The sequence below is a fragment of the Parazoarcus communis genome, from assembly GCF_003111665.1.
Taxonomy (GTDB): domain Bacteria; phylum Pseudomonadota; class Gammaproteobacteria; order Burkholderiales; family Rhodocyclaceae; genus Parazoarcus; species Parazoarcus communis_B.
Genome location: NZ_CP022188.1, coordinates 974,091 through 998,673, shown reverse-complemented (window position 1 = coordinate 998,673; position 24,583 = coordinate 974,091). Strand labels below are relative to the sequence as shown.

Annotated in this window: 22 protein-coding genes and 1 riboswitch; of the genes, 4 read left to right on the top strand and 18 right to left on the bottom strand. The window is 65.5% G+C overall.

Translation table 11 applies throughout. From position 1 onward, the window contains the following. Positions 1 to 3 precede the first annotated feature (3 nt). The 6 genes from CEW87_RS04640 to CEW87_RS04615 all read right to left on the bottom strand — a co-directional run bounded on the left by CEW87_RS04640 (position 4) and on the right by CEW87_RS04615 (position 9,856). Positions 4 to 6,111, bottom strand: a complete 6,108-nt coding sequence (locus CEW87_RS04640) for an Hpt domain-containing protein (RefSeq protein ID WP_108971657.1) — start codon at positions 6,109 to 6,111, stop codon at positions 4 to 6. Between the two features lie 16 nt (positions 6,112 to 6,127). Next, positions 6,128 to 8,251: a methyl-accepting chemotaxis protein gene (locus CEW87_RS04635; protein ID WP_108971656.1), complete on the bottom strand. Its 2,124-nt coding sequence runs from the start codon at positions 8,249 to 8,251 to the stop codon at positions 6,128 to 6,130. 56 nt (positions 8,252 to 8,307) lie between these two features. Beyond that, positions 8,308 to 8,820 (bottom strand): chemotaxis protein CheW, encoded by a 513-nt coding sequence (locus CEW87_RS04630; protein WP_108971655.1) that lies wholly within the window; start codon positions 8,818 to 8,820, stop codon positions 8,308 to 8,310. 6 nt (positions 8,821 to 8,826) lie between these two features. Further along, on the bottom strand, positions 8,827 to 9,192 hold the full coding sequence (locus tag CEW87_RS04625; RefSeq protein ID WP_108949774.1) for a response regulator: 366 nt from the start codon (positions 9,190 to 9,192) through the stop codon (positions 8,827 to 8,829). 21 nt (positions 9,193 to 9,213) lie between these two features. Then, entirely contained in the window at positions 9,214 to 9,600 is a 387-nt protein-coding gene (gene pilG, locus CEW87_RS04620) for a twitching motility response regulator PilG (protein WP_108949773.1), read from the bottom strand. 103 nt (positions 9,601 to 9,703) lie between these two features. Continuing rightward, entirely contained in the window at positions 9,704 to 9,856 is a 153-nt protein-coding gene (locus CEW87_RS04615) for a rubredoxin (protein WP_269807785.1), read from the bottom strand. A gap of 111 nt (positions 9,857 to 9,967) precedes the next feature. Between CEW87_RS04615 and thiD the strand changes: the two genes are divergently transcribed. The 4 genes from thiD to CEW87_RS04595 all read left to right on the top strand — a co-directional run bounded on the left by thiD (position 9,968) and on the right by CEW87_RS04595 (position 13,634). Then, a complete protein-coding gene (thiD, locus tag CEW87_RS04610; protein ID WP_108971654.1) occupies positions 9,968 to 10,807 on the top strand; it encodes a bifunctional hydroxymethylpyrimidine kinase/phosphomethylpyrimidine kinase in 840 nt (279 codons plus the stop codon). Continuing rightward, a complete protein-coding gene (thiE, locus tag CEW87_RS04605) occupies positions 10,800 to 11,435 on the top strand; it encodes a thiamine phosphate synthase (RefSeq protein WP_108971653.1) in 636 nt (211 codons plus the stop codon). Before thiD ends, thiE begins: the two co-directional genes overlap by 8 nt. Before the next feature lie 118 nt (positions 11,436 to 11,553). Further along, a complete protein-coding gene (hemL, locus tag CEW87_RS04600; protein ID WP_108971652.1) occupies positions 11,554 to 12,837 on the top strand; it encodes a glutamate-1-semialdehyde 2,1-aminomutase in 1,284 nt (427 codons plus the stop codon). A gap of 47 nt (positions 12,838 to 12,884) precedes the next feature. Next, positions 12,885 to 13,054: riboswitch (yybP-ykoY riboswitch) on the top strand. Positions 13,055 to 13,058: 4 nt separating this feature from the next. Next, positions 13,059 to 13,634 (top strand): TMEM165/GDT1 family protein, encoded by a 576-nt coding sequence (locus CEW87_RS04595; RefSeq protein ID WP_108976925.1) that lies wholly within the window; start codon positions 13,059 to 13,061, stop codon positions 13,632 to 13,634. A 22-nt stretch (positions 13,635 to 13,656) separates the two neighbouring features. On the opposite strand, the gene mgtE is transcribed toward CEW87_RS04595, so the two are convergent. The 12 genes from mgtE to CEW87_RS04535 all read right to left on the bottom strand — a co-directional run bounded on the left by mgtE (position 13,657) and on the right by CEW87_RS04535 (position 24,548). Then, on the bottom strand, positions 13,657 to 15,099 hold the full coding sequence (mgtE, locus tag CEW87_RS04590; RefSeq protein ID WP_108976923.1) for a magnesium transporter: 1,443 nt from the start codon (positions 15,097 to 15,099) through the stop codon (positions 13,657 to 13,659). Between the two features lie 118 nt (positions 15,100 to 15,217). Continuing rightward, complete coding sequence (mtgA, locus tag CEW87_RS04585; RefSeq protein ID WP_108971651.1) at positions 15,218 to 15,910, bottom strand: monofunctional biosynthetic peptidoglycan transglycosylase; 693 nt, start codon at positions 15,908 to 15,910, stop codon at positions 15,218 to 15,220. Continuing rightward, positions 15,907 to 16,740 (bottom strand): shikimate dehydrogenase, encoded by an 834-nt coding sequence (gene aroE / locus CEW87_RS04580; protein WP_108971650.1) that lies wholly within the window; start codon positions 16,738 to 16,740, stop codon positions 15,907 to 15,909. The genes mtgA and aroE overlap by 4 nt, the downstream gene beginning before the upstream one ends. Positions 16,741 to 16,768: 28 nt before the next feature. Further along, positions 16,769 to 17,665 carry an energy transducer TonB gene (locus CEW87_RS04575; RefSeq protein WP_108971649.1) on the bottom strand — a complete coding sequence of 299 codons (897 nt, stop codon included), beginning with the start codon at positions 17,663 to 17,665 and terminating at the stop codon, positions 16,769 to 16,771. Positions 17,666 to 17,683: 18 nt separating this feature from the next. After that, positions 17,684 to 19,582, bottom strand: coding sequence for a ribonuclease catalytic domain-containing protein (locus CEW87_RS04570; RefSeq protein ID WP_108971648.1), 1,899 nt, complete (start codon positions 19,580 to 19,582; stop codon positions 17,684 to 17,686). Between the two features lie 65 nt (positions 19,583 to 19,647). Then, positions 19,648 to 20,568 carry an EamA family transporter RarD gene (gene rarD, locus CEW87_RS04565; RefSeq protein WP_108971647.1) on the bottom strand — a complete coding sequence of 307 codons (921 nt, stop codon included), beginning with the start codon at positions 20,566 to 20,568 and terminating at the stop codon, positions 19,648 to 19,650. A 13-nt stretch (positions 20,569 to 20,581) separates the two neighbouring features. Further along, on the bottom strand, positions 20,582 to 21,430 hold the full coding sequence (locus tag CEW87_RS04560) for a class I SAM-dependent methyltransferase (RefSeq protein ID WP_108971646.1): 849 nt from the start codon (positions 21,428 to 21,430) through the stop codon (positions 20,582 to 20,584). Beyond that, positions 21,427 to 22,008 carry a YqiA/YcfP family alpha/beta fold hydrolase gene (locus tag CEW87_RS04555; protein WP_108971645.1) on the bottom strand — a complete coding sequence of 194 codons (582 nt, stop codon included), beginning with the start codon at positions 22,006 to 22,008 and terminating at the stop codon, positions 21,427 to 21,429. Before CEW87_RS04555 ends, CEW87_RS04560 begins: the two co-directional genes overlap by 4 nt. Before the next feature lie 69 nt (positions 22,009 to 22,077). Then, a complete protein-coding gene (locus CEW87_RS04550) occupies positions 22,078 to 22,902 on the bottom strand; it encodes an undecaprenyl-diphosphate phosphatase (protein ID WP_108971644.1) in 825 nt (274 codons plus the stop codon). Positions 22,903 to 22,972: 70 nt separating this feature from the next. Beyond that, complete coding sequence (locus tag CEW87_RS04545; protein WP_108971643.1) at positions 22,973 to 23,236, bottom strand: YkgJ family cysteine cluster protein; 264 nt, start codon at positions 23,234 to 23,236, stop codon at positions 22,973 to 22,975. Between the two features lies 1 nt (position 23,237). After that, positions 23,238 to 23,756 (bottom strand): DUF2478 domain-containing protein, encoded by a 519-nt coding sequence (locus CEW87_RS04540; protein ID WP_108976921.1) that lies wholly within the window; start codon positions 23,754 to 23,756, stop codon positions 23,238 to 23,240. An 84-nt stretch (positions 23,757 to 23,840) separates the two neighbouring features. Continuing rightward, a complete protein-coding gene (locus CEW87_RS04535) occupies positions 23,841 to 24,548 on the bottom strand; it encodes a hypothetical protein (RefSeq protein WP_108971642.1) in 708 nt (235 codons plus the stop codon). Positions 24,549 to 24,583 lie beyond the last annotated feature (35 nt).

Sequence of the window (24,583 nt, the reverse complement as noted above, 5' to 3'; positions counted from 1 at the left end):
CGCTTAGTTGCGTCTGGCGTAGCCCGCGATGAGACCGAGCAACTCCTCTTCCTGATAGGGCTTGCCCAGGTAGTGGTTGGCACCGACCTCCATCGCGTAACTGCGATGCTTGTCCGCCAGTCGCGAGGTGATCATGACGACCGGCACGTCTTTCGTGCGCGCATCCGCGCGGATGTTACGCACCAGGTCAAAGCCGTCCATGCGCGGCATCTCGATGTCGCACAGCATGACGTCCGGTACCGTGTCGATCAGGGCCTCGAGGGCGTCCACGCCATCCTTGGCGGTGATGACCCGGTAACCCTCGCGTTCGAGCAGGCGGCCGGTAATCTTGCGTACGGTGAGTGAATCGTCGACCACCATCACCGTCGGTACGTGCAGCGGCTCGGCGGCGGGTTGGGGCGGCAGTTCATGTGCTTCCGTCACCGCAACGACATCATTGCCGCTCAGGCCGCGACTGGCCAGTGCGACAGGGTTCAGGATGAGTACGATCTCGCCGTCGCCAAGCACGGTCGCGCCCGACATGCCCACAATGCGGGTGAGCTGAGGGCCGGCATTCTTGACGATGATTTCCTGGTTGCCGCGCAGGGCGTCGACATGCAGCGCAAGCGTCTGTGCGCCGGCGCGCAGCAACAGCACCCAGTTATAGCGCTGGATTTCCGGCTGGCTGACCGCGTCGCCAAGCAGACGTGGCAGATAGCGGTACGCATAGTGCTGCCCCATCCAGTCGGTGCCACCATCCTTGCACAGGCGTTCGAGTGCGTCGGCCTTGAGCTCCATGACCTGAGCCACCATGCTCGACGGAATCGCGAAATGGCGTCCCGCCGCGCGCACCAGCAGGGCCTGGGTAACGGCCAGGGTCAGTGGCAGGTAGATGCGGAACACGGTGCCGGCATCCGGCGCGCTGCTGACGTCGATGCGGCCACCGACCGCAGCAGTCTCGGCCTTCACCACGTCCATGCCGACGCCGCGCCCTGAGACTGCGGAAACGGTGCCTGCGGTGGAGAAGCCGGGCACGAAGATCAGGTTCGTCAGGCGACGCTCGTCGGCGGTTTCGTCTGCTGCCAGCAGGCCGTTGGCGCGCGCTCTTTCCGCGATGCGCTCGAAGTCGAGGCCGGCGCCGTCGTCGGCAAGCTCGAGCACGATTTCGTTGCCTTCCTGGCTAACGCTCAGGGTGATCTGACCGATCTCGGGTTTGCCTGCAGCGTGTCTTTGCTCAGGCGCTTCGATGCCGTGAGCAAGCGAGTTGCGCAACAGGTGCTCGAGCGGTGCCACCATGTGCTCGAGCACGCTGCGGTCGACTTCGATGCGGCCACCGCGCAGGTCAAGGTTGGCGCGCTTGCCCAGCTCCTTGGTGCCCTTGCGCACGATGCGGTAGAGGCGGTCGGCGAGGCTGTCGAACGGCACCATCCGCACCTGCATCAGTGCCTGCTGCAATTCGCGCGACAGGCGGGCCTGGCTGTGCAGGGCGATGTCGGCGCCGTCGAGGTTCTTCAGAAGACTCTGCTGCACCGTCGTGACGTCGTTGACGCTCTCGGCCATCATCCGGGTGAGTTCCTGCAGCCGGGTGTAGCGGTCCATCTCGAGCGGGTCGAACTCGGTGTGTCTGGATTCGGCCTGCGCCATGCGCGACTGCATCTGCACGTCGGCCTGGATCTCGACCTCGCGCAACTGATTGCGCAGGCGGATGACGTTCTCGGTCAGGTCGAGCATCGAGCGGCGCAGGTTGCGCAGCTCGCCCTCGATCCGAGTGCGGGCAACCCCGATTTCGCCGGCCTCGTTCACGAAGCGATCGACCAGTTCTGCACGTACCCTCAGCGTACCGGATGCGGCGGCACCGTCGGCCTCGCCCGGGGCGGCGTCGATGCTGACTGCCGGGCCGGTGTCGGCTGCAGTCTTCTGCGTGTCGGGTGTTTCGGGCGCCTGGACTGTTTCTCCGCTTGCCAGGCCGTCGATCATCTGTTCGGTATGGTCGAGGCTGGTGACCAGATCCTCGATCAGGGCCGGCATCTCGCGGCCGCTCTTGAGCGATGCTTCGAGACGCGATTCGAGCTGGTGGAGCTGCTCGCCGAGCAGCATTGCACCGGCCATGCGTGCGCTGCCTTTCAGGGTGTGGAGCAGGCGCGCAACGCTCTTCGGGTGATCGGAATTATCAGTGTCGGTCTGCCAGTTACGCAGCACGGCATGCAGTTCGCTGAGCAGTTCGCCGGCTTCATCGAGGAATATCGGCAGCAACTGCTCGTCGATTTCATCGCTGACGCGCGTCGCCGGGGCGTCCTCCGGCATCTGGGCCGGTACGACGCTCGCGGCAGCGGGGGACGTCTCCGGCGCCATGGCCCGGGCGGGGGCGTTGGGATGCCGGCACGCACGTTCTAGCTGCTCCACCAGGTCGGGCACCTCGAGTGGCATGCGTTTGCTGACGACCTCGGCGAGCATGGCCTCCAGCGTGGCGACGCTGGTTCTGAACAGCGCCAGATCGTCGGCCGAAGGCGCTGCGGACTGGTCGCGCAGACGTTGCTCTGCGTGCTCAAGTGCACGTGCCAGGGCATGGAGCGGCGCAATGCGAGCCGTCCCGGAAATGCCGGCAAAGGTGTGTGCGGCGCGAAGTGCGATCTCGGGCAGTTGCAGCGTCGGGTTGGCCTTGAGGCGGGCGAACTCCTGGTGCAGGGTGGCGATGTGATGGCGGGCTTCCGCCACATACAGGTCGTACAGCGGGCGGGAGATCTCGATATCGTCGATGCGGACGAAGTCTGCGTCCTGCTGCGCTTCTCGCTCCGACACAGCTTCGGCCACCGGTTCCTCTTCGGTGATCGGCGTGGCCGGAGCAAACTCTGCAGGCTCAGGCTCAGGCTCAGGCTCAGGCTCAGGCTCAGGCTCAGGCTCAGGCTCAGGCTCAGGCTCAGGCTCAGGCTCAGGCTCAGGCTCAACGGGTGCGGGCGTTTCAGCGAGGAGGTCCGGCGCTTCTTCAGCGTCGGGCCCAGTTGCGTCGGTGTCCATCCCGGCTTCGGGCAGGGTTTCCGCCAGGTCCTCTGCGGCCTCGGCGCCGGCTTCGTCGGGGGGGGGCGCGGACGCGTCCTGCGGGCCGGCACCGGGTTCATCGGCTGTGGCTTCGGTCGCGTCTGTGGCTGTCCAGTCGGGCGTATCGCCAGCGCCTGAGCGCTCGTCCGTCTCCTCCGAAGGCAGCCACGATTCGTCGAGTGCCGTGATCTGCAGCAGATCGGAGGGGGCCTCGGTGTCGTCGGATGGCTCGACGGGCGGCACTTCGGTCGCCGGTTCGAGCACGTCCTCGGGTGGCATCCAGGTTTCGTCGAGCGCGGTGATCTGCAGCAGGTCGAGCGGGGTGTCGGCGTCGGCCTGTTCTTCCTCGATTTCCGGTGCGGGGGTTGCCTCGAAATCGAGTTCTTCGACTTCGGACAGCTCCAGGTCCATGGCATTGGCCTGGTCAGCGTCGTCGTCTGTGTGCAGCGCCTGCTCTCCGGCGACGGAGCCGACCGTGTCCGACGCATCATGTGCGAGCTCGATGCCGGTGTCTTCGTCGATGAGGGGGAAGTTCTCCAGCGAGGTTTCTTCCGGCAGGAAACCGGACGTCTCTACGTCGCCGCCGAAGGGCAGTACCTCGCCGTCCTCGGATAGCGTGAGGTCGAAGTCGAGTGTGGTTTCGATGATGTCCGCTTCGTCCGCAGCTTCGGCGGAGGGGGCGCTGGGCGCAGGCTGTCCGACCGCCGACTCCTGCGCGGGCTCGTCGCTGTCATTGAGGCGCCTGGCCTCGGCGAGCAGAACCGACACATCGCGATGCTGCGAGCCGCCGCTTTCAAGCTGCACCACCCACGCCGAAAAGTGCTGGTGGGCCTCGTCGATGAGGTGGTGCAGCGCGGATGTGGGCGGCCACTCGAGCTGGAGCCAGCGATTGAGGGTTTGCTCAAGTGCCCACGCGGCCTCACCGAAATCACGCAGCCCGACCATCCGTCCGCTGCCCTTGAGGGTGTGGAAACCGCGACGGATGGCGGTCAGGCATTCGCCGTTTGCGGGCTCGGTGCGCGACAGCTCCAGCTGTTCGGCAACCGTTGCCAGCACTTCGTATGCCTCTTCGATGAAGATGCACAGCAGTTCGGCGTCGATATCCTCGTCGCTCGACTCCATCAGGCGGCGGGTGTCGTCCGCAACCTGCGGGATGGCCGGTGCCACGGGGACCTGATCTTCGTCCTTCGCTTCTGCGCTCGCGGCCGCAATGGCCTCCGCGTCCTCGGGGCCAATGTCCTCGGAGGCGATGTCCTCGGAGGCGATGTCCCCGACGTCCGCGTCAGCAGGGGACGGCGTCTCGGTGTCGGGACCTGCCGCGTCGGCAGCTTCGGTGAGCTGTGAGCCGGGTGCGCCCATGCTGGTGTCGGCTGGCTGCGCCGGGGCGGCGGCTTCATCCGCCTGCGCCGTGGAGGCTGCCGTGTCGCCGTTCAGGAACTGCTGCAGCGTGGACTTGCCATGCTGCAGCGACTGCACGAAAAAGCCCAGTGCCGACAACTGATGGGCGAGCGCTTCGAATGCCGCGCTGTCGGCCGGGCTGTCGGCCGGGCTGTCGTCCTCTGCAAAGCCGGCGATGGCCTCGCCCGCGGCGTGAACCAGTTCGATGGCATCGTTTTCGCCGAGCAGCGACAGGGCGCCCTCGATCTGGTGCAGCGGGCCCGAGAGCTGGGCCAGCGGTGCGCGTTTGCTCTGATCGCGGAAGAAGTCGTCCAGCGTCTGTTCGATGTTGGCCAGGCTGGAAAGGATCTCGCGCGAGACATGGCCAAGGGCTTCCTTTTCCTGCGCGCGTCGTGCTGCCTCGAGGCCGGGCGAGCTGTCGACCGCGGCCACCTGCTCGCCTCTGCTGAGGGCGTCGAGCCGTTCGATAGCCTCGCTGACCTGCTCGGAGAAGCCGGTGTCGGGCACGCTGCGGTCGAGTGCTGCCTCCGTCAGAAGCAGGGCCGTCGCCATCTCGATGGCAATGGCTTCGGAGAAAAGCAGCGGGTCCTTGCGCAGCCAGGCGGTGAATTGACGGATGCCGCCAATCAGGCGGTCGACGGCAGGGCGGCCGAGCCGGCTGACCGGGGCGGAGAATTCGTCCAGTGCGCTCTCGAAACGTTGCAGCGCAATCGCCGTGCCGGCGCTGAAAGCGTCCCATTCTTCCTTGAGCTCGGAGAGGCGGCCGCGAAGATCCTGCAGCAAGGGGGCCAGCGGCAGTTCGCTGACGCGAGCGCCCGGCTCGGGCAGCATGGCGTCCAGTTGCCAGTTGTCACGGACGGCCTGCTGAACACTTGTCCGAGCCGGCTGCGTCGCCACCTGATAGAGCATTTCGCGCAACAGGCGCTCGGGCACGGGTTGCGGACCGTCACCTGCGCGGCGCAACTGCGCTTCCAGTCGGGACAGCAGGCGCTTGACCTCGACCCTGTCCGATTCCGGCGTGCTACCCAGGGTGCCGACCATGGCCTGACCAACCCACCACAGCGCGCGTGCGGGCGCACTCGGTTCGATTGACTCGAGCTCGTCGAGTGCGGCACGCATCGATTCAGGGCCGTTCTCGGCCGTCGGGTTCTTGAGCCATTCGAGCAGCCCGCGCTGGAAGCGGGCTCGCAGACCCCGGATGGCCGGCTGCAGGGCTTCCGGCGCGAGCGGTGCTGACGACTGACGCCGCGGCGCGCGCAGGCTGGTATCGGGGAAGAACAGGTCTGCAGCCGAGGGTGCCTCGAGGCCGCGTGCAGCGACGATCTCGCGGTAGAGCGGCAGCAGACGCAAGGGCTGGTCCGGCGTGCCATGTGCGAGCTCTTCGAGATAGTTGCCGATGCTCGAGAGCGCGCGGCCGACCAGCTCGATGCTGTTCTCGTCAATCACCGCGTCACCGCGGCTCATGTCGCCGAACAGCTGGTCGACGCCGGTTGCAAACTGGGTCAGCCCGTCAAGGCCGACGATGGACAGCGCGCCGCGGACCTGGTGCAGGTGGGTCTGCGCGAACTGGATGCGGGCAGCCGCATCGCTTGCGCGACTTGCTTCGCCCAGGCTTTCTGCAGCGCGGGCGAGGGCCAGATCGATTTCGCTCTTGACCCAGGTCAGCGGACCCAGATCCAGTTCCTTGGCTTGCGTCATGAATGGGTTCTCGTGCTTAGACCTTGAAGCCGGAGACAGAGCCCTTGAGCTCGACTGCGAGGTCGGCCAGCTGCCCGATCGAGACTGCAGTCTGCTTCGTGCCGCGGGTCGTCTGCTCGGTAATGGCGAGAATTTCCTTCATCGTTCCTGCCACCCGGCCAGCGGTTGCGGCCTGGTCCTGGGTGTCGGTGGAAATCTGTTCGATTCGCTGTGCGGCGTCCATCGACACCTGACCGATCTCGGCCAGCGCCTGACCGGCAGCATCGGACAGCTGAGCGCCTTCGACCACGTCGCGGGTCGCGTTTTCCATTGCGCCCACTGCATCCTGCGTGTCGGTCTGAATCGTTTTCACAATAGCCGAGATCTGCTTGGTTGCTTCGGCCGAGCGCTCTGCCAGTCGCTGCACTTCTTCAGCGACCACGGTGAATCCGCGTCCCGCCTCGCCGGCCGAAGCCGCCTGAATGGCGGCGTTGAGCGCGAGCACGTTGGTCTGTTCGGTAATGTCGGAAATGAGCTCGACGATCTCGCCAATCTCCTGCGACGACTCACCCAGACGCTTGATCCGTTTGGAGGTTTCCTGAATCTTGTCACGGATGGCGTTCATGCCGCGGATGGTGTTCTCCACCGCGTCGGCGCCCTTGCGCGCAGAGTCCAGCGAACGGCGGGCGACCTGTGCGGATTCCAGCGCGCGCTCGGACGATTCGGTCATCGACTGCGCCATGCGTTGCACGGTGGCACCGGCTTCTTCGATCTCTCGCGTCTGGCGCTCGGTCGCGTCGAGCAGTTCGTTCGAGGTCTGCTGCGCGGCCTGGGTGGCGGTGGTCACGCGGCTGGCTGCGTCGTTGATGCGTCGCACCAGCACCGAGAGTTCTTCAATGGTGTAGTTGACCGAGTCGGCAATGGCGCCGGTGATGTCTTCCGATACCGTGGCGCGGATGGTGAGGTCGCCGTCGGCGAGGTCGCCCATCTCGTTCATGAGGCGCAAAATCGCCTGCTGCGTGAGGTTGCGCTCGTCCTCGGCGCTCACCCGCATGCGCTCGGCGTCGGCGCCGCGCTGAGAGACGTCGTCGTTGTAGATCTTGGCCATCATGCCGATGGCTGCGAGCGCTGCAAGTGCGGTCAGGGCAATCAGGGCCGACAGCGGGTTGAAACCGCGCACTGCGCTGTTGAACGCTTCGCTCAGTTCGGTGCTGCGTGTGAGCAGTGCCGACGAGTCGTCGAACAGCCGGCTGCCTGCCTGCTTGGCCTGCACCAGAAGCTGGATGTTGCCGAGCACGTTGCCGACGGCTTCCTGGGTTTCCTTCGAGCTGGCGAGCAGTTGCCGGATACGCGTGCGGACTTCGCTGTCGCCGCCCATCTGCTCCATGGCAGCGAGCTGTTCGCGGAAGGTGTTGGTGTCCTTGCCGAGCAGGAAGGCAATCTCGGGGTCGATGGCATCGGCCACGCGCAGCGCGTTGACGTTCTTGGCGATGCGCTGGGTCAGCATCACCGCCCGGTTGGCGGTGGCGATGTCAGTGGGGCTGGCGCCGGACTGCAGCTTGAGTGCGGCGATCTGCTCGGTGAGATCAAGCAGCGCGTCGTTGCCCTTGTTGATCGTTTCCACCGCAGTATTGAGCGTCAGCAGGGTCTGCTCCTGGGCGATCAGCTGCTGCGCATCCTTCTCCATTTTGCCCCAGCTCTCCTTGACCGCTTCGAGCTGGGTGCGCGCATCGCCGCTTGCAGCCGGGAACGCGGCGCCTTCGAGCTCGCCGCCCTGATCGAGGGCGAGCGCGAGAGTGGCGAAGCGGCTGCTGCCGCGCTTGAGTTCGGCAAAGGCGGCCGCATTGCCCTGAAGGGCGAGCTGGGCGGACTTCGCGATCTGCTGGGACAGAGTCTGCATTTCGCCGGCGGCAGCGACCTGTCGGGTTGCGTTTCCGGTTTGCTGGTTCTGGTAAATCACCAGGCCAACGGTAGCGACGACCAGTGCGCCGAAGACGAAGCCAAGGCTGCGTATCCTGCTGCTGACCGGGCGCTCGTTGCCATCTGCCTTGGCGCCGGCGGAGGCCGGTGCAGGTTGATTGTAGTTTTCCATGATCGTGGTGTCGGACGCCGTATCGTGCCCGGAAGCCTTGTCCTTGCCTAAGGAGAGCTTGAATGCCATGTGCCGTGCTCCGCCGCTGTCTGAATTAAGCTTTGAGTGATGATGAGGCGCCCGGGTCAGTCTGCCCCGGCGTCGAGAAACGCACCCTGCGCGAGCAGTTGCGGAATATCCAGTTTGAGCCAGGGGTGGTCCTGCATGTCACGCATGCGCTTGCTGACCCAGGGGCGTGCGTCCGGAGGTCCGTGATCAGCCTCGAAGTCTTCTTCGCTGCGCAGACCCAGTACCCGGGTGACGAGCAGCGAACTGTGCACGCCATGTTTGGCGCCGACCAGCAGCAGGCGCGCGTGACCGGCTGCAACGATTGGCACGCCGCCGTGAAAGCTCGAAAAGTCGATGACGCCGAACAGGGTGCCGCGCACATTGGCCAGGCCGCGATACCACTCGCGGGTCAGCGGGACATGAGCTAGCGGCGGTGGCGCCAGGATCTCGCCAGTCTCAGCGAGGTTGAGGAGCCAGTTCTCGTTGCCTGCCTGCACGCCGAGCAGTCCCCGGCGTTCGCCGGTCTGCGCTTCGGCCAGGCGATGCGCGAGGTTTTCCTGGAATTCGCGCAGGCTGATCCGTCTGGACATGATGGATCAGCCGATGCTCTTGATGCGCGCGAGCAGTGCGTCGTGCTCTACCGGCTTCACCATGTAGTCGTAGGCACCCTGGCGCATGCCCCAGATCTTGTCGGTTTCCAGTCCCTTGCTCGTGCACATGATGATCGGGATGCTGCGGGTCTCATCGGTGCGCGAGATGGTGCGGGTCGCCTGGTAACCGTTCATGCCGGGCATGACCACATCCATGAGGATGAGGTCGGGCTTTTCGCTGCGGCTCTTGGTGATCGCCTCTTCGCCGCTTTCGGCCGTCACGACGTCATAGCCGTTCTTGCTCAGTACTTGCGAGAGCGCGAGGCGCTCGGTGGGTGAATCATCAACGACGAGTATCTTCTTGATCGGCATGGAGCGTTTCCATCGAGAGAATCAACGGGGGCGATTGCTGGCGTGCACTGCCACCGCCTTGATCAGGCTGTCCTTGGTGAATGGTTTGGTCAGGTATTCGTCCGACCCCACCATGCGGCCGCGCGCGCGATCGAACAGTCCGTCCTTGGACGACAGCATGATGACGGGCGTGGATGAGAGGCGCGGGTTCTTCTTGATCAGCGCGCAGGTCTGATAGCCGTCGAGGCGCGGCATCATGATGTCGACGAATATGACATCAGGGTGGTGGTCGGTGATCTTGGACAGTGCGTCGAACCCGTCCTCGGCCAGCAGCACCTGGCAGCCCGCCTGGCTCAGAAAAATTTCGGCACTACGACGAATGGTATTGCTGTCGTCGATGACCATCACCTTGAGTCCGCTCAGGTCCATGCAGAATGTCCTCGGTGACGCAGCGAAGAGGCTTGCGTGACTGCGATCAAAATTCGGTTGGCCGGAAGCATACTCCAAAAGACATGTCGCAGCACATCACTTGTCATATTTCGATGAGCTCGAAGTCTTCCTTGCGGGCTTCGCATTCCGGACAGGTCCAGTTTGGCGGAACGTCTTCCCAGCGGGTGCCGGGCGCAATGCCTTCGTCCGGCAAGCCGGCAGCCTCGTCGTAGATGAAGCCGCAAATGAGGCACATATAGGTCTTGAAGGGCTGATCGGACATGGCAGAGGCGGAGAGGAATGGCAGTAAAATGCGGTTAATCTTACCGTATTTCAATGGATGCGCCATGTCAGGCGCACGACCCCAATGCCTGTTGCGATTCCCGATGTACCCCCCGTCGTGCTCTGCCTGTCTGCCGCCGATGCCACCGGCGGGGGCGGCCTGCCGTCGGACATACTGACCCTTGCCAGCATGGGCTGTCATCCGCTGGCGGTGCAGACGGCCATGGTCGTGCGCGACACCCGTGGCGTGGACGACTGCATCGCCATCGAGCCGGACGTACTTGCGGCTCAGGTGCGCACCGTGCTCGAGGACATTCCGGTCCATGCGTTCAAGTTCGGTTTCTGCGGGAGTGTTGAGAATACGGCGACCGCCGCCGAAATCCTGTCCGACTATCCCGATATCCCCCTCGTCGTCGAACCTGCCCTCTACACCAGCGTCGATCAGGCTGCGGACGACGACCTCGTGGCCGTGCTGGCCGAACTGATCCTGCCGCAGACCACCCTGCTGGTGGCGAGCCGGCACGAGGTGCTGCGCCTCGCCGGCTTCGATATCGACGAGGACGGCGAGGAGCCGCTTTCGCCCGAAGAGGCCGTGGCCCGACTGCTCGAACTGGGGGTCGAGTACGTACTGCTGACCGGCGGGGGCGACCATGGCCCGCAAGTGGTGAATATGCTGGTTGGCGAACAGGGCGTGATTCGCACCGACGCATGGGAGCGCCTGCCCGGGCGTTACCTCGGGGCAGGTGCGACGATGGCCGCAGCGGCAGCGGCTGCGCTGGCGCACGGCATGGCGATGCCCGAAGCGGTGCGTGAAGCGCAGGAGTTCACCCAGCAAGCCTTGCGCCATGCCTACCTTCCGGGCATGGGGCGGGCGATTCCTGACCGGTTTTTCTGGGCGCGTGGGAAGGGCGATGCGGATGACTGAGATAACGGGACTCATGCCCGCGCCGGGGCTCTATGCGGTGACGCCGGACGAGCCTGACAGCGCGCGTCTGCTGGCGCTGGTTGAACAGGTGCTGCGCGGACGCCCGGCGTTGATGCAGTACCGCAGCAAGCTGGCGTCCGCCGCCTTGCGCAGGACGCAGGCCGAGGCGGTGCTGGCCTTGTGCCGGCAGGCGGGTGTGCCGCTGGTGGTCAATGACGATCTCGCGCTGGCGCTGGCGATCGGTGCAGATGGCGTGCATCTGGGCCGTGACGACGGCGATCCCGCGCAGGCGCGGCTGGCGCTGGGCGCGAATCGCATCATCGGCGTCACCTGCTACAACGAATGGGCGAGGGCACAGGCTGGCGTTGTGGCCGGTGCAGACTACGTGGCCTTCGGGGCCGTATTCGTGTCGCCGACCAAGCCACATGCGGTGCATGCCCCGTTCGAGTTGCTGGCGCGCGCGCGGCGCGAGTTGCGTGTACCGGTGGCTGCAATCGGTGGCATCACGCTCGACAACGTAGCTGAAGTCATCGCGGCGGGCGCCGGCTATCCGGCAGTGATCAGCGATGTTTTCGGGGCGCCGGATCCGGCCGCCCGGGCACGCGATTTCGCCGCCTGCTTTGCCTGAGCGCAGACCGCCCCTGAATTTTTCGCGTGCAGTGCCCGGTTTTGATGTCACGGGTGGACCCGGCAGGCGCTGGCGGGCGACAATTACGGATTCCGTGCCCAAGTAAGAAGATCCTGCCATGACTAGCCGAAACCAAGCGCTCTTCGAGCGTGCTCAGCGCACCATCCCCGGTGGCGTCAACTCGCCCGTCCGTGCTTTCCGTTCGGTCGGCGGCACGCCGCGCTTTATCGATCGCGCCGAGGGCGCGCGGGTGTGGGATGCCGATGGCAAGTGCTACATCGACTACGTGGGTTCGTGGGGCCCGGCCATCACCGGTCATGCGCATCCGGCCATCATCGAAGCCGTGCGCGAGGCGGCGCTCAAGGGCCTGTCCTTTGGCGCGCCGACCGAGAGCGAGGTCGAGATGGCCGAGCTGATCTGCGAGATGCTGCCGTCGGTTGAAATGGTGCGCCTGGTCAGCTCCGGCACTGAAGCGACGATGAGCGCGATCCGGCTGGCACGCGGCTTCACCGGTCGTGACGCGATCATCAAGTTCGAGGGCTGCTACCACGGTCATGCCGACAGCCTGCTGGTGAAGGCCGGTTCCGGTCTGCTGACCTTCGGCAACCCGTCGTCGGGCGGCGTGCCGGAAGACTTCGCCAAGCACACCATCGTCCTCGACTTCAACGACCTCGAGCAGATCGAGGCCGTGTTCAAGGCCCGGGGCGACGAGATCGCTGCGATCATCGTCGAGCCGATGGCCGGCAACATGAACCTGATCAAGCCCAATCCTGGCTTCCTCGAAGGCCTGCGCCGCATCTGTACCGAGTACGGCACCGTGCTGATTTTCGACGAGGTGATGACCGGTTTCCGTGTCGGGCCGCAGGGTGTGCAGGGTCTGTTCGGTATCACGCCCGACCTGACCACGCTGGGCAAGGTCATCGGCGGCGGCATGCCGGTGGGCGCATTCGGCGGACGCCGCGACATCATGGAGAAGATCGCGCCGCTGGGCTCGGTCTATCAGGCCGGTACGCTGTCGGGCAGTCCGGTTGCCGTGGCCGCCGGCATGGTCTCGCTGCGTCTCACGCGCGAGCCGGGCTTCTATGACCGCCTCGGTGCCACCACCACCGCGCTCGTGTCGGGTCTGAGCGCAGCCGCGCGTGATGCAGGTGTTGTGTTCAGCGCCGACTCGGTGGGCGGCATGTTCGGGGTGTATTTCAGCGACGCCGTTCCCACCTCCTTCAAGGACGTGATGAAGTCCGACACCGAAGCCTTCAACCGCTTCTTCCATGCGATGCTGGACGAGGGCCACTACTTCGCGCCGTCGGCGTTCGAGGCCGGATTCGTGTCCGCTGCACATGGCGAGGCCGAAATCGCTGCAACGGTGGATGCGGCACGACGCATCTTCGCATCCTGGCGCTGACTTCCCCCTTGGGCGGATGGACAGCGCTCGGGGCGCTGCGTAGAATTCCGCCCGTCATTGGGGAGTAGCCTCCTTTCGCACGAAAGGGCCTGCGTCAACATGCTTGGCCGTCCGGCCATGGCGCAGGCGGTTTCCCGGCCTGGCAAGACCTTTGACCACCACCTTCGGACTGGCCGGAAAGGTGGGTGGTCATTCGTCTTCTTCCGGCCAGGGGATCGATTGTGGACGCATTCCTCGTATCAACCGGCATCGTCGCCCTGGCAGAAGTGGGCGACAAGACCCAGCTGCTCGCCTTCATTCTTGCAGCAAAATTCCGCAAGCCGTGGCCGATCATCGCCGGCATCTTGCTGGCCACGCTGGCCAATCACGGATTTGCCGGCGCAGTCGGTGCGTGGATCACGACCCTGATGGGGCCGGACACGCTGCGCTGGGTGCTCGGTATCTCATTTATCGCGATGGCCGTGTGGACCCTGATCCCCGACAAGTTCGACGAGGAGGACGCCAGGCTGGCCCGCTTCGGCGCTTTCGGCACGACACTGATTGCCTTCTTTCTGGCAGAAATGGGCGACAAGACGCAGGTCGCAACGGTGGCGCTCGCCGCCCAGTATCAGAGCCTTGCGCTTGTGGTTGCCGGCACCACGGTCGGGATGATGATTGCCAACGTGCCCGCAGTCATCCTTGGCGGCAGGATCGCTGACCGCATGCCAGTGCGCCTGGTGCACGGCATTGCTGCTTTGATCTTTGCCATCCTGGGCATTGCCACCCTGCTGGGCGCCGCTTCGGCCTTCGGAATTTAAGCCGGGAGGTGCGGCGTGAGCCTCAGAGCAGGAACAGCGTGGCCAGGCCGAGGAAGATGAAGAAGCCGCCAGAGTCGGTGAGCGCGGTGATCATGACCGAGCCCCCGATTGCCGGGTCGCCCCCGAGGCGCTGACGCAGCATCGGGATGGTGACGCCGGCGAAGGCCGCCAGCAGCAGGTTGAGCGTCATTGCCGCGGTCATGACCATGCCCAGGGAGGCGCTGCCATACAGCCACCAGGTGAGTACACCGAGCAGGCCGCCCCACACCACGCCATTGAACAGGGCAACGCCGAGTTCTTTCTTGAGCAGGCGTTGCATCGCGCTTTGCTTGACCTGACCCATGGCGATGGCGCGCACGATCATGGTGATGGTCTGGTTGCCCGAGTTGCCGCCGATGCCGGCGACGATGGGCATCAGCGCGGCCAGCGCCACCAGGCGCTCGATCGAGCCCTCGAAGGCGCCGATCACGCGCGAGGCGATGAAGGCGGTAACCAGGTTTACGGCCAGCCAGGCCCAGCGGTTCTTCACTGAGTCCCATACGGAAGCGAAGATGTCCTCTTCCTCGCGCAGACCGGCGTGGCTCAGGATCTCGGCTTCGGACTCCTCGCGGATGAAGTCCACCACGTCGGCCACCGTGACACGGCCGATCACGCGCTTGTGACGATCCACCACCGGCGCGGAGACGAGGTCGTAGCGTTCGAAGGCCTGCGCTGCGTCGTCGGCCGGGTCGTCGGGCGAGAAGCTGATCACGGTCTCGTCGCGCATGACCTCCGAGACTTCCTTCTCGGGGTCGTTGATCAGCAGCGACTCGAGCGACAGGATGCCCATCAGGTGATCGTCACGGTCGATCACGAACAGCTTGTCGGTGTGGTCGGGGAGTTCCTCGAAGCGGCGCAGATAGCGCAGCACCACCTCGAGGGTGACGTTTTCGCGCACCGTCACCATGTCGAAGTCCATCAGCGCACCGACCGAATCCTCCGGGTAGGACATCGCTGCGCGCAGTTGCTCGCGGCCCTCGGTGTCGAGCGACTGATAGACGTCCTGGATGATCTCGGGCGGGAGGTCGTGCGCAAGGTCGGCAAGCTCGTCGGCATCCAGGGTTTCCGCAGCGGCCTTGAGCTCGTGCGGTTCCATGGTCTCGATCAGTGACTCGCGGACCGCGTCCGAGACTTCGAGCAGGATGTCGCCGTCGCGTTCGGCCTTGACCAGATCCCAGACGTAGAGACGCTCTTCGAGCGGCAGCGCTTCGAGGATGTAGGCGACGTCGGCCGAGTGCAGGGCGTCGAGCTTGTTGCGCAGCACGGCTTCGTGCTGCTTGTGCACCAGGTTCTCGACCAGTTCGTGGCGCGGCATGTCCTGACGGTGGACGAGGTCTTCCGCGACCTTCTGGCGTGCGAGTAGCGCCTGCACTTCGCGCAGGTGCTGCTGGACATCGTCGGGGTGCAGTTCCTGTTCCGTATTCATCGCGCGGCAGGTGGGGACGGATGGGTGAAACGCGGATTCTACGGACTTGGCGCCAGCCATGCGACCCCGAATCCGTTACCGGGTGCGAAAACCCCGAAGCACGCTTCGATGCGGCTTCTCAGGGAATCTGCGAATACCCCATGCGTGCGCGGATCCGCTCGGCATGCGCCGCGAGACGGGGGCCGAAGCTGCGCTCATATTTGCGCGGGTTGGGCAGCATGACCGCGAGGCGGGCACTCTCGGCCGGACCAAGGCGACCGGCGGACAGGCCGAAATAGCGCTGCGCGGCGGCTTCTGCGCCGAACACACCGTCGCCCCACTCCACGACGTTCAGATAGACCTCGAGAATCCGGCGTTTGCTCCATAGAGCCTCGATCATCACAGTGATCACGGCCTCCTGCGCCTTGCGCAGATAACTGCGCGACGGCGACAGGAAAAGGTTTTTCGCCAGTTGCTGGCTGATCGTCGAGCCGCCGGAGACCGCGCGCCCCTTGCGTTCGTTCTTTTCCAGCGCGCGCTGGATGCCCACCCAGTCGAAGCCTTCATGGTCGACGAAGCGGTCGTCCTCTGCTGCCACCACCGCACGTTTCAGATGGGAGGAGATCTTCTCGTAAGGAACCCACGTGTACCGCAACTTGGCCTTCGGGTTTGTCTCGTGCATTTCGGACAGGCGCAAACGCATGAAGCTCGTGCTGCCCGGGTCGAACTGACTCCACCACGCCACATGGGCGAAGAACCACAGCTGCCAGAGCAGCAGCAGTGCAATGATGGCAAGCAGGCCGCGACCGGCCCAGCGCAGGGGCTGCTTCATGCAGCAGCCAGCTCGCGGCGCAGTTCGGCCAGCACCGGCGCGGTATGCGGGCGGACGCCGCGCCACAGGGCAAAGCTCTCCGCAGCCTGTTCGACCAGCATGCCAAGTCCGTCGGCGAGATGCTTCACGCCGGCTTCGCGCGCTGCGCGCAAATAGGCGGTTTCGCTGCTGCCATACATCATGTCGTAAGCCAGCGCGTCGGGCGCGTAGATCCCGGCAGGAAGTGGCGGGGCCTCGGCTGCAAGGCTTGCCGACGTGGCGTTGATGACCACGTCGAACTGCTGCCCGGCCAGCCCGGCGAAGGTGCTCGCGTGAAGGGTGGTGCCGGGTGCGTACTGCCGGAAGGCGTCTGTCAGCGCGTGTGCCTTCGCTTCGGTGCGATTGGCCAGGGTCAGGCTCGCTGGCCCGGCCTGCAGCAGGGGCAGCAATGCGCCACGCGCGGCGCCCCCTGCGCCCAGCAGCAGCACACGCCGTCCCACCAGCGGGCACTGCAGATTGGCGACGAGGTCGCGCACCAGTCCGGCGCCGTCGGTGTTGTCACCGAGAATGCCGTCGGCGTCGAACGTCAGCGTATTCACAGCGCCGGCTGTTGCGGCGCGATCGGTACGGCGGCTGGCCAGGGCGAAGGCCTCGAGCTTGAAGGGCACGGTGACGTTGAGCCCGCGCCCGCCCGCCTCGCGAAACTGCGTAACCGTGTCGACGAAACCGTCCAGCGGCGCGAGCAGTGCTTCGTATTCGAGTTGCTGGCCGGTCTGGCGCGCGAAGGCAGCGTGAATCCGGGGCGATTTGCTGTGGGCGATCGGATGGCCGATGACGGCGTAGCGGTCCATGGTCGGGCTCGTTTGGCGGCAGTTTGCGTCAGTTGGCGCGCACCTGGTCCCTGTTGGTGAAGGTCCAGGTACGGGAGATTTCAAGGATGTCGGTGTCCTTGCGGATGTCCGGCGGAAACGGGGCATAAGGCGCGGCCATGTTGACGATGCGCACGGCTGCGTCGTCCAGCACCTTGTGGCCCGAGCTCCGGTGCACCTGCACCCGCTCGAGGCTGCCGTCGGCGCGGATCGTCACCGACAGCAGCAGGCTGCCGTAGAGTTTGCCGCGCGCAGCCTCCGGGTAGTTCAGGGTGCCGATGCGTTCGATCTTCAGCCGCCAGTCTTCGACGTACTGCGCGAAACGGTATTCGCGCGCCCGGGCGCCAATGATGCGCTTGCGCGGGCGCTGCGAGTATTCCTCCAGCGTGCGGTCGATCTGGGCCTCGACGCGGGCAATCGCCGCCGCGCTGTCGAGCAGGTCCAGTCCGCTGGCGACCTCAGGTGTCGTCGGGCTCTCGACCACCGGGCGCTCGCTGGCGACGACTGCGGGCGCTTCCTTGCGGGTCAGGACCCTCTGCTCGGGGCGCACCTGCTCCTGCGGCTGGCGTCGTCTGGCCTCGACCAGCGCGCTGCCGTCCTTGCTCGCGTCCTGCGGCGGCAAGGGCGACTTTGGTCTCACCTTCTCCTCGCTGGTGCCACCGCCGTCCAGGTTGGCCTGTGCGAGCACCTGTGCTTCGGCGGGCGGCCTGGCATGACGGGCGTTGACCAGCACCACCTCCAGCCCGGCGTCCCGCACCGGCTTCGGGTCCGGCATGCGGATGCCGATGCTCAGCACCAGCCCGTGCAGCATGAGCGACAGGGCAAAGCCGAGGGCCAGGATGGCATTGCTGCGATGCCTCGCAGCGGCCGCCATGGAGGCGATGTACAGGGAGGGGGGCTGGGCCATGGGTGCGCGGGCGCCGACTCAGTACTCGGCTTCTTCCTCTTGGTCCGGATCGGGCTCGGACAAGGTGGTGAGGTAGCGCGCGCTGACTTCGACGTCGACCAGATCGCTGCCTTCGATGATCAGGCGTACGCGTGAGCCCGGCAGCTGCGGCGGCAGCGAGGGCACCTTGAGGATCAGCGGGATCGCTTCGAGGCGCACGAGATTGTCGCGCATGACCTTGGCTTCGACCGCCTCCGGTTTTGCCTGGCGCAACCAGCGCAGGCACCAGTAGCGCTCCATGCGGCGCTGAAACTCGTTGTACTCCGCGTAGGTTCCCTCGAAGTCGCGCAGGGTGGCCATCAGATCGGTGGATTTGGGGGCGAAGGGCGCCTCGGCGCCGGTCAGCACGGCGATGATCTGCCACTGGTTCACCATGTCGACGTAGCGGCGCAGCGGCGAGCTCGACCAGGCATAGCAATCGACCCCGAGGCCTTCATGCGGTGCGGCGACGGTAGTCATGCGCACCTTGCCGCCACCCTGGGCGCGATACAGGCCGGGCACGCCGGCTTCGTCGAGCAGTTTGCCCCAGGTGCTGTTGGCCAGAATCATCATTTCGGCGACCAGCTTGTCCATCGGTGAGCCGCGCAGGCGCTGGCCAATGGTGATGTAGCCGGGGCCGTCTTCCGTTTGCTGCTGCCAGTCGACGTAGAAGTTGTTGTCGACCTGGTTGTTATGTGCGGAAGGTTTGCCGCGTCCGGCCTCGAGAATCGTCGCCAGGTCCCACAGCAGGGTCAGCTCGCGCTTCCACTGGAAGTCGGGGCCGCCATCGTGAATCGTGTCCTCGTTGAACACCGGTTCGATGTCGTGGTGACGCAGGTTGGCGACGATGGGCACGATCTCCACCCGGCTTTCGTGGGCGGTGATGGTGAGATCGGACCTGACATCCAGATAGAGCGAAATGGCCGGGCACTCGCGGCCAGCGGCCAGCGTGAAGGTCTCGACCACTTCATCGGGCAGCATGGTGATCTTGTTGCCCGGCATATAGACCGTGGACAGGCGCTGACGGGCGATGGCGTCGAGCTTCGAGCCGCGGCTGAAGCCCAGCGCCGGCGCGGCGATATGGATGCCCACGCGCCAGCCGCCCTCGAGCCTCGGCGTGACCGAAAAGGCGTCGTCGATCTCGGTGGTGGTGGCGTCGTCTATCGAGAACGCTGCGACGTCCGCACGCGGCAGCCCGGTGGGAACCGTCAGCGGGTCGATCGCGGGGAAATGCACCCCGTCCGGGAACTGCTCGAACAGGAAGCGGTTGTAGTGGTACTCGTAGCTCGAGGACAGCGCGCCGCACTTGAGCAGCAGGCGGGCGGCACTGAGGCCGGTGTCGACGCAGGCGGCCTCGAGCGCCTTGACCTCGCTGCGGTTGCGGTCGGGGCGATAGAGGATCTGCGGCAACATGCCCTCGAACTCGGCCGGCAGGCGGCCTTCGACCAGTTCGTCGCGCATCTTGTCGATGGCAAGCGCCTGCAGGCGCTTTTTCTCCAGGCCGGCAAGTGCGGCCTGGAGGATCTCGGCCGGGGCCTTGCGAAACCGCCCCTTGCCCTTGCGATGAAACCAGATCGGCGCCGAATGCAGGCGCAGCAGCACCGCGGCGGACTCTACCGGGCTGGGTGTGTGACCATAGTATTCGGCAGCGAACTCGGCAAAGCCGAACTCGTCGTCACCGCATACTTCCCACAGGAATTCGGTGTCGAGTTCTTCGGCCGCGCTTTCGGCGCGGCTCAGCAGGTCCGCCGGCGCAGGCTCGCGAAAATTGAGCAGGACATTCGCCCGCTTGATCTTGAGCCGCTTGCCATGGGTATTTTCCACCTGCAGCGAGGCATCGTTATCAGCGAGGATTGTTCCAGCCTTGAAGGCCCCGTCCTCTTCAAACAGCACAAACATCAGCGACCGCCAGCAATTGAGCAAGCCGCACAGTTTACTGGATTCGGCCCTCAGGCCCTAAACCTTCATTGCTTCCGACGCCGGTCGCCGGCATGGCGCAGCATGTCGACGGTGTAGATTGCGAGTGCGGCCCAGATCATCAGGAAACCGATTAGCTGTCCATGGTCGAAAGGCTCGCGAAACAGCAGCACTGCAATCAGGAAGTTGAGGCTGGGGGCGAGGTACTGCAGGAAACCGAGGGTGGCCAGAGGCAAGCGTCTGGCGCCGACCGCGAACAGCATCAGCGGGATGGCAGTGAACACCCCGGCCAGCGGCAGCAGCAGGTCGAGGTGCAGCGAGGTGCCAAAGCTGAGTTCGCCCTGGTTGTTGAGCCACAGCAGCCAGACCACGGCGATCGGCGCGGTCACCAGGGTCTCGATGAACAGGCCGCCGACGGCATCGACCGGCATGCGTTTTCGCAGCAGACCGTACAGCCCGAAGGTACCGGCGAGGAAAAGCGCGATCCAGGGCAGATCGCCCACCTGCCAGATGCGCCAGCACACGCCGCCGGCAGCAATCGCGACCGCCAGTTTCTGCAAGGGACGCAGCTGCTCGCCCAGGAACAGGCGGCCAAGCAGCACGCTGACCAGCGGGTTGATGAAGTAGCCGAGGCTGGCCTCGATCAGTCTTCCCGCGTCGACCGACCACACGAACACCAGCCAGTTGCTGCCCGTGAGTGAGGCGGTAAGGGCGAGCATGGCCGTCAGGCGCGGCTGACGCAGCACCATGCCGACCGTGCTGAAACGACTGGTGCCGGGCACGAAGGCGATCAGGACCGCGAGAAACACCAGCGACCAGAGGACCCTGTGGGCCACGATCTCGAAGGGTTGAACCTCGCCCACGGCACGAAAATACAAGGGCATCAGCCCCCAGATACTGAAAGCGGCGAGGGCGGCAAGGGTGCCGCGCCGCAATTCGGCTGCGGCGTCGGCAGGTGGGGTGGTCATCGAAGACGGGGGGTCAGGGCGTGCGTACTGCGGTCGCGATCAGCGCACGTGCAGGGACGGTGCAGCCGGGACGACCGTCGGCACGCGGATGTTGCGCAAGGTCGGCAGCGACTTCGTTGCGCAGCGCCTGCTGGGTGGCTTCGGGCAGGCGCGAGAGCGCTTCGGCTGCGCCGCCGGCCAGATCGAGGAAGGCCTGCCAGTAGCTTTCGGCATCGTCGAAGCTGCAAGTGAAGTCGCAGGCTGTGATGCTGACCTCGGTGAAGCCCGCATCTTCGAGGATGGTCTGGAGTAGGGCCGGGTTGCCGAAGCGGAACACCGAAGGTCGTGCGACCTTGGGTTTCGGCAGCAAGCGTGCGATGCAGTCCTGGGCGCGGCTGATCAGCGGCACGTTGTCACGGTCGCCCCAGACCGACAGGGCTACCCGGCCGCCGGGTGCGAGCACACGGTGCATCTCGGACAGCGCGCGTTCGGGGTGGGGAAACATGAACAGCGCCAGGCCTGCCAGGACGCGGTCGACGCTGGCGTCTGCCAGGCACAGGTGCTCGGCATCGGCTGCGGAGAAAAGCAGTTCGATGCCACTGTCCGAAATCCGCTTTGCACCCTCGGCCAGCATGCCCTCGGCGATATCGGTGGCGAGCACCATGCCGCCCGGGTGTACGCGATGGGCGGCATCCGCAGCGAGCAGGCCGGGGCCGCTGGCGAGATCGAGCACGCGCTGCCCCGGGGCAAGCGCTGCCGCCCCGAGCAGGGCTTGTGCAAGCTCCGCGCGCAGGTGGGCGCCGTCTGCATAGCGGGCGGCGATGCGATTGAAGCCGGCGCGCTCCATCGCCTTGAAGCGCCGGGTGTCGAAGCCTCCGCTCATGTCAGCTCCGCAAAGTGCAGGACGTCGTCCAGGTAATCGGTCCAGCGCGAAAAGCCGTGGTCGCCGCCGGGCAGCACGGTCTGGCGCGCGCCGGCATACTTGCTGACGGCGTGGCGGTAGTCGAGCACCTCGTCGCCGGTCTCCGCCAGCAGCCAGTAGCGTTCGGGGCGGGAGATGACGGGGACGTCGATCTCGCGCAACTCGTCGATGTGCGCCTGAGTGAAGTCGAAGTGCTCGTCGGTGTACAGATTGCTCTGGCGGCCGATATAGGCCTCGAGCGAGAGCGGGGCGATGACTGCCGGATTGACTACGACCGCTCGCAGGCCGTGCCGCTCTGCCAGCCAGGTCGCGTAATAGCCGCCAAGCGAGCTGCCGACGAGCGTCGGCTGAACGCCGCACGAATCGCGCTGCGCCCTTGAAATCTGTGCTTCGATCAGCGCAATCGCTTCCCGCGCCGATACCGGCAGCTGCTCACACCAGAAGGCATCGCCCAGACCGCGTTCCGACATGTGGTGCTGGAGTGCCTGGGCCTTGATCGATGCCGGGGCAGAGCGAAAACCGTGCAGGTAGATGATCATCGTGGCGCTATGACGTTTACGGCAGGCCAGTTTAGCCTGCCGTCGGGGCGCCGTTAAGGGGCGCGTCGATCAGGGCTCGCTCCAGGACACGAGATCGAGTTGCCAGGTGGCCAGCACGATCAGACCGAAGACGATGCGATACCAGGCAAAGACAATGAAGGTGTGATTGGAGATGAAGCGGATGAAGCTCTTCACCGCCCACATCGCAGCCACGAACGATGCGATGGAGCCGACGGCGAATACCGGGACGTCCTCGATCCGCAGCAGGGACCAGTTCTTGTACAGGTCATAGACCGTGGCGGCGAACATGGTGGGGATGGCGAGGAAGAACGAGAACTCGGCTGCCGTCTTGCGCGACAGGCCGAAGATCATTCCGCCCATGATGGTCGAGCCCGACCGCGACGTACCCGGAATCATGGCCAGCGCTTGGGCGAAACCGACCTTGAGCGCGTCGCCCCAGCTCATCGCTTCTACGGTCTCGACGCGCGGGTGGTAGGCCCGCTTCTCGACGTAAAGAATGATGAAGCCGCCAACCACCAGCGCGGTGGCGACCGTCAGCGGGTTGAAGAGCAGACTCTTGATCGTGGAGTGGAACATCAGCCCGAGGACCGCTGCCGGCAGAAAGGCGACGAACAGCATGCCGACGAAGCGCTGGGAGGCGGGTTCGGTTCTGAGGCCCGATGCCACCTTGATCAGGCGCTCGCGGTAATCCCAGCATACGGCCAGGATGGCGGCGAACTGGATGACGATCTTGAACACCTTGCTGGTGTCGTCGGTGTAGCCAAGCAGGTCGCCGACGATGATCAGGTGCCCCGTCGAGGATACCGGCAGGAACTCGGTCAGGCCCTCGATGATGCCGAGGATGGCCGCGGTGAAGAGGAGCTGGATATCCATATGAAGTGACTTCAGTCGAACGGGATGGGAGCCTGATTATAAGGGTTGAGTGTTGCAGTGCGGCAAAACTTCAGTGCGCGGTGGCCGAAGTCTGCCGTTCAAGCTGTGTCAGCCAGCGGATCGCGCTGTCGCGGCTGTCTCCGCACATCTCGGGTTCGGGCGGAAGGCTGCCGCAAACGCGCGGCCTGTCGGGCGAACCGAAGAGTTTGCAGCGATCGGCCGCGTCGAGCTGGATGCAGCGTACGCCAGCCGGCTTGCCCTGTGGCATGCCCGGAATCGGGCTGGAGATTGACGGTGCGATGCAGCAGGCGGCGCAGCCGGGGCGGCAGTCCATGTCAGTTCGACTGGGCCAGTTCGTCCCACCACGCGATGACGCTGTCGAAGCTCGGTTCGAGCAGGCAGCCGTCGCCGCCGGTAAACGCCTCCCATTCGGGCAGGAAACGTTTGCCCACCGCCGTCAGCAAGGGTGTGCCCGAGACCACGGCGAAGCCCATCTCATCGCGCAGGCCGTCGCCATTGGCCTCCTGTGCACCGAACTTGTTGATCATGACCAGCTGTGCGCCCTGATCGACTGCGGCGCGTACCGCGACCGAGGCGTGGGCGAGCGCGGCGGGATCGAGGCGGCAGGCTTCAGAGCCGCTGCCGAGCTCCTGCGACAGTGAAAAGCGTTCGCCATTGCACAAATCCTCGAGCTCCATTGCGCATGGATCGTTGATCGCGGTGGCGATGTCATGCTGGATGACGCCCCCCAGGCGGACGCCGCGCTCGGCCAGCGTTCTGGCGATGCGTACCAGCAGGGCTTCGATGTTGTCCTCGGGCGTGTACAGGATGGCGGCAATCGGCAGGGCAGGCATGATCTTGGCGTCGGCGGGAGCGGAACCGGGATTGTCGCACTCGGCGGCAGGGTCGCACAGCACGGTTTGCATTCGTGCGCAGTTTCAGGGGGCGTGAGCGCCCCATTCCACGATCTGCCACTGTGCGGAACTCAGCTGCCACAAGGCGAGGCCGTCCTGGCGGCCGGCCAGGCCGAAACTGTCGTGGTCGCAAACTTCGGTGGGCCAGCGCCAGCAGCGTGTCGCCAGGGTGGTGATGTCTGCAGCGGGCTCTAGGGGGCGGTCGGTGTCGGCCAGCGGCGGGGTGGCGGCCGACAGGACGTCGTGCCAGCTGGCCCAGTGATGCGCCTGCAGCGCAGCGCGCAGGCCGTCGGTCCAGCGCGGGTCCTCCGTGAGCGCAGGCGACTGGCCGAGGACATTGGCGAACAGCAGGCTGGCCCCGGGGTACAGGCGGGCAAGCCATTGCGGGCCTTCACGCCCCGACAGGCAGTCGAGCTCGCCGTGCTCGATGCGCAGGCCCGGAAAACGTCGGCTCAGGATCAGGCGGGCAAGCGGGTCTGGTTCGAGCACGGTGATGCGAGCGAAGCGCTCGAGAAAGGCCTCGTCGAGTGCGTATCCGCCTGATGGCCCGATGATGACGAGATGCGCAGTCGGTGCCTGCCAGGCGTTCAGCCAGCCCGCGACCTGGGCGATGAAAGGTGCCCACAGCGTGTGGCGGTGGCGCAGCGCACGCAGGTGGTAGCCGACGCCGCCCGAGTCATCGAACAGGTGGCTTCGAAGCTTCGGGTACGCGTTGGCGGGGGCGTCCGGCATGGTGGAGGCGGCTGGCATCGGGCGAGTATAGCGAG

What these genes read in the sequence shown, in the direction of transcription:
- CEW87_RS04635 (WP_108971656.1), bottom strand. Translation starts at nt 8,251, where the DNA reads ATGGCATTCAAGCTCTCCTTAGGCAAGGACAAGGCTTCCGGGCACGAT.
- CEW87_RS04555 (WP_108971645.1), bottom strand. Translation starts at nt 22,008, where the DNA reads ATGATCATCTACCTGCACGGTTTTCGCTCTGCCCCGGCATCGATCAAG.
- CEW87_RS04560 (WP_108971646.1), bottom strand. Translation starts at nt 21,430, where the DNA reads ATGAGCGGAGGCTTCGACACCCGGCGCTTCAAGGCGATGGAGCGCGCC.
- CEW87_RS04615 (WP_269807785.1), bottom strand. Translation starts at nt 9,856, where the DNA reads ATGTGCCTCATTTGCGGCTTCATCTACGACGAGGCTGCCGGCTTGCCG.
- CEW87_RS04575 (WP_108971649.1), bottom strand. Translation starts at nt 17,665, where the DNA reads ATGGCCCAGCCCCCCTCCCTGTACATCGCCTCCATGGCGGCCGCTGCG.
- CEW87_RS04540 (WP_108976921.1), bottom strand. Translation starts at nt 23,756, where the DNA reads ATGCCTGCCCTGCCGATTGCCGCCATCCTGTACACGCCCGAGGACAAC.
- pilG (WP_108949773.1), bottom strand. Translation starts at nt 9,600, where the DNA reads ATGGACCTGAGCGGACTCAAGGTGATGGTCATCGACGACAGCAATACC.
- thiE (WP_108971653.1), top strand. Translation starts at nt 10,800, where the DNA reads ATGACTGAGATAACGGGACTCATGCCCGCGCCGGGGCTCTATGCGGTG.
- CEW87_RS04545 (WP_108971643.1), bottom strand. Translation starts at nt 23,236, where the DNA reads ATGGACTGCCGCCCCGGCTGCGCCGCCTGCTGCATCGCACCGTCAATC.
- aroE (WP_108971650.1), bottom strand. Translation starts at nt 16,740, where the DNA reads ATGGACCGCTACGCCGTCATCGGCCATCCGATCGCCCACAGCAAATCG.
- thiD (WP_108971654.1), top strand. Translation starts at nt 9,968, where the DNA reads ATGCCTGTTGCGATTCCCGATGTACCCCCCGTCGTGCTCTGCCTGTCT.
- rarD (WP_108971647.1), bottom strand. Translation starts at nt 20,568, where the DNA reads ATGACCACCCCACCTGCCGACGCCGCAGCCGAATTGCGGCGCGGCACC.
- CEW87_RS04535 (WP_108971642.1), bottom strand. Translation starts at nt 24,548, where the DNA reads ATGCCGGACGCCCCCGCCAACGCGTACCCGAAGCTTCGAAGCCACCTG.
- CEW87_RS04640 (WP_108971657.1), bottom strand. Translation starts at nt 6,111, where the DNA reads ATGACGCAAGCCAAGGAACTGGATCTGGGTCCGCTGACCTGGGTCAAG.
- mtgA (WP_108971651.1), bottom strand. Translation starts at nt 15,910, where the DNA reads ATGAAGCAGCCCCTGCGCTGGGCCGGTCGCGGCCTGCTTGCCATCATT.
- CEW87_RS04625 (WP_108949774.1), bottom strand. Translation starts at nt 9,192, where the DNA reads ATGCCGATCAAGAAGATACTCGTCGTTGATGATTCACCCACCGAGCGC.
- CEW87_RS04630 (WP_108971655.1), bottom strand. Translation starts at nt 8,820, where the DNA reads ATGTCCAGACGGATCAGCCTGCGCGAATTCCAGGAAAACCTCGCGCAT.
- CEW87_RS04550 (WP_108971644.1), bottom strand. Translation starts at nt 22,902, where the DNA reads ATGGATATCCAGCTCCTCTTCACCGCGGCCATCCTCGGCATCATCGAG.
- mgtE (WP_108976923.1), bottom strand. Translation starts at nt 15,099, where the DNA reads ATGAATACGGAACAGGAACTGCACCCCGACGATGTCCAGCAGCACCTG.
- hemL (WP_108971652.1), top strand. Translation starts at nt 11,554, where the DNA reads ATGACTAGCCGAAACCAAGCGCTCTTCGAGCGTGCTCAGCGCACCATC.
- CEW87_RS04570 (WP_108971648.1), bottom strand. Translation starts at nt 19,582, where the DNA reads ATGTTTGTGCTGTTTGAAGAGGACGGGGCCTTCAAGGCTGGAACAATC.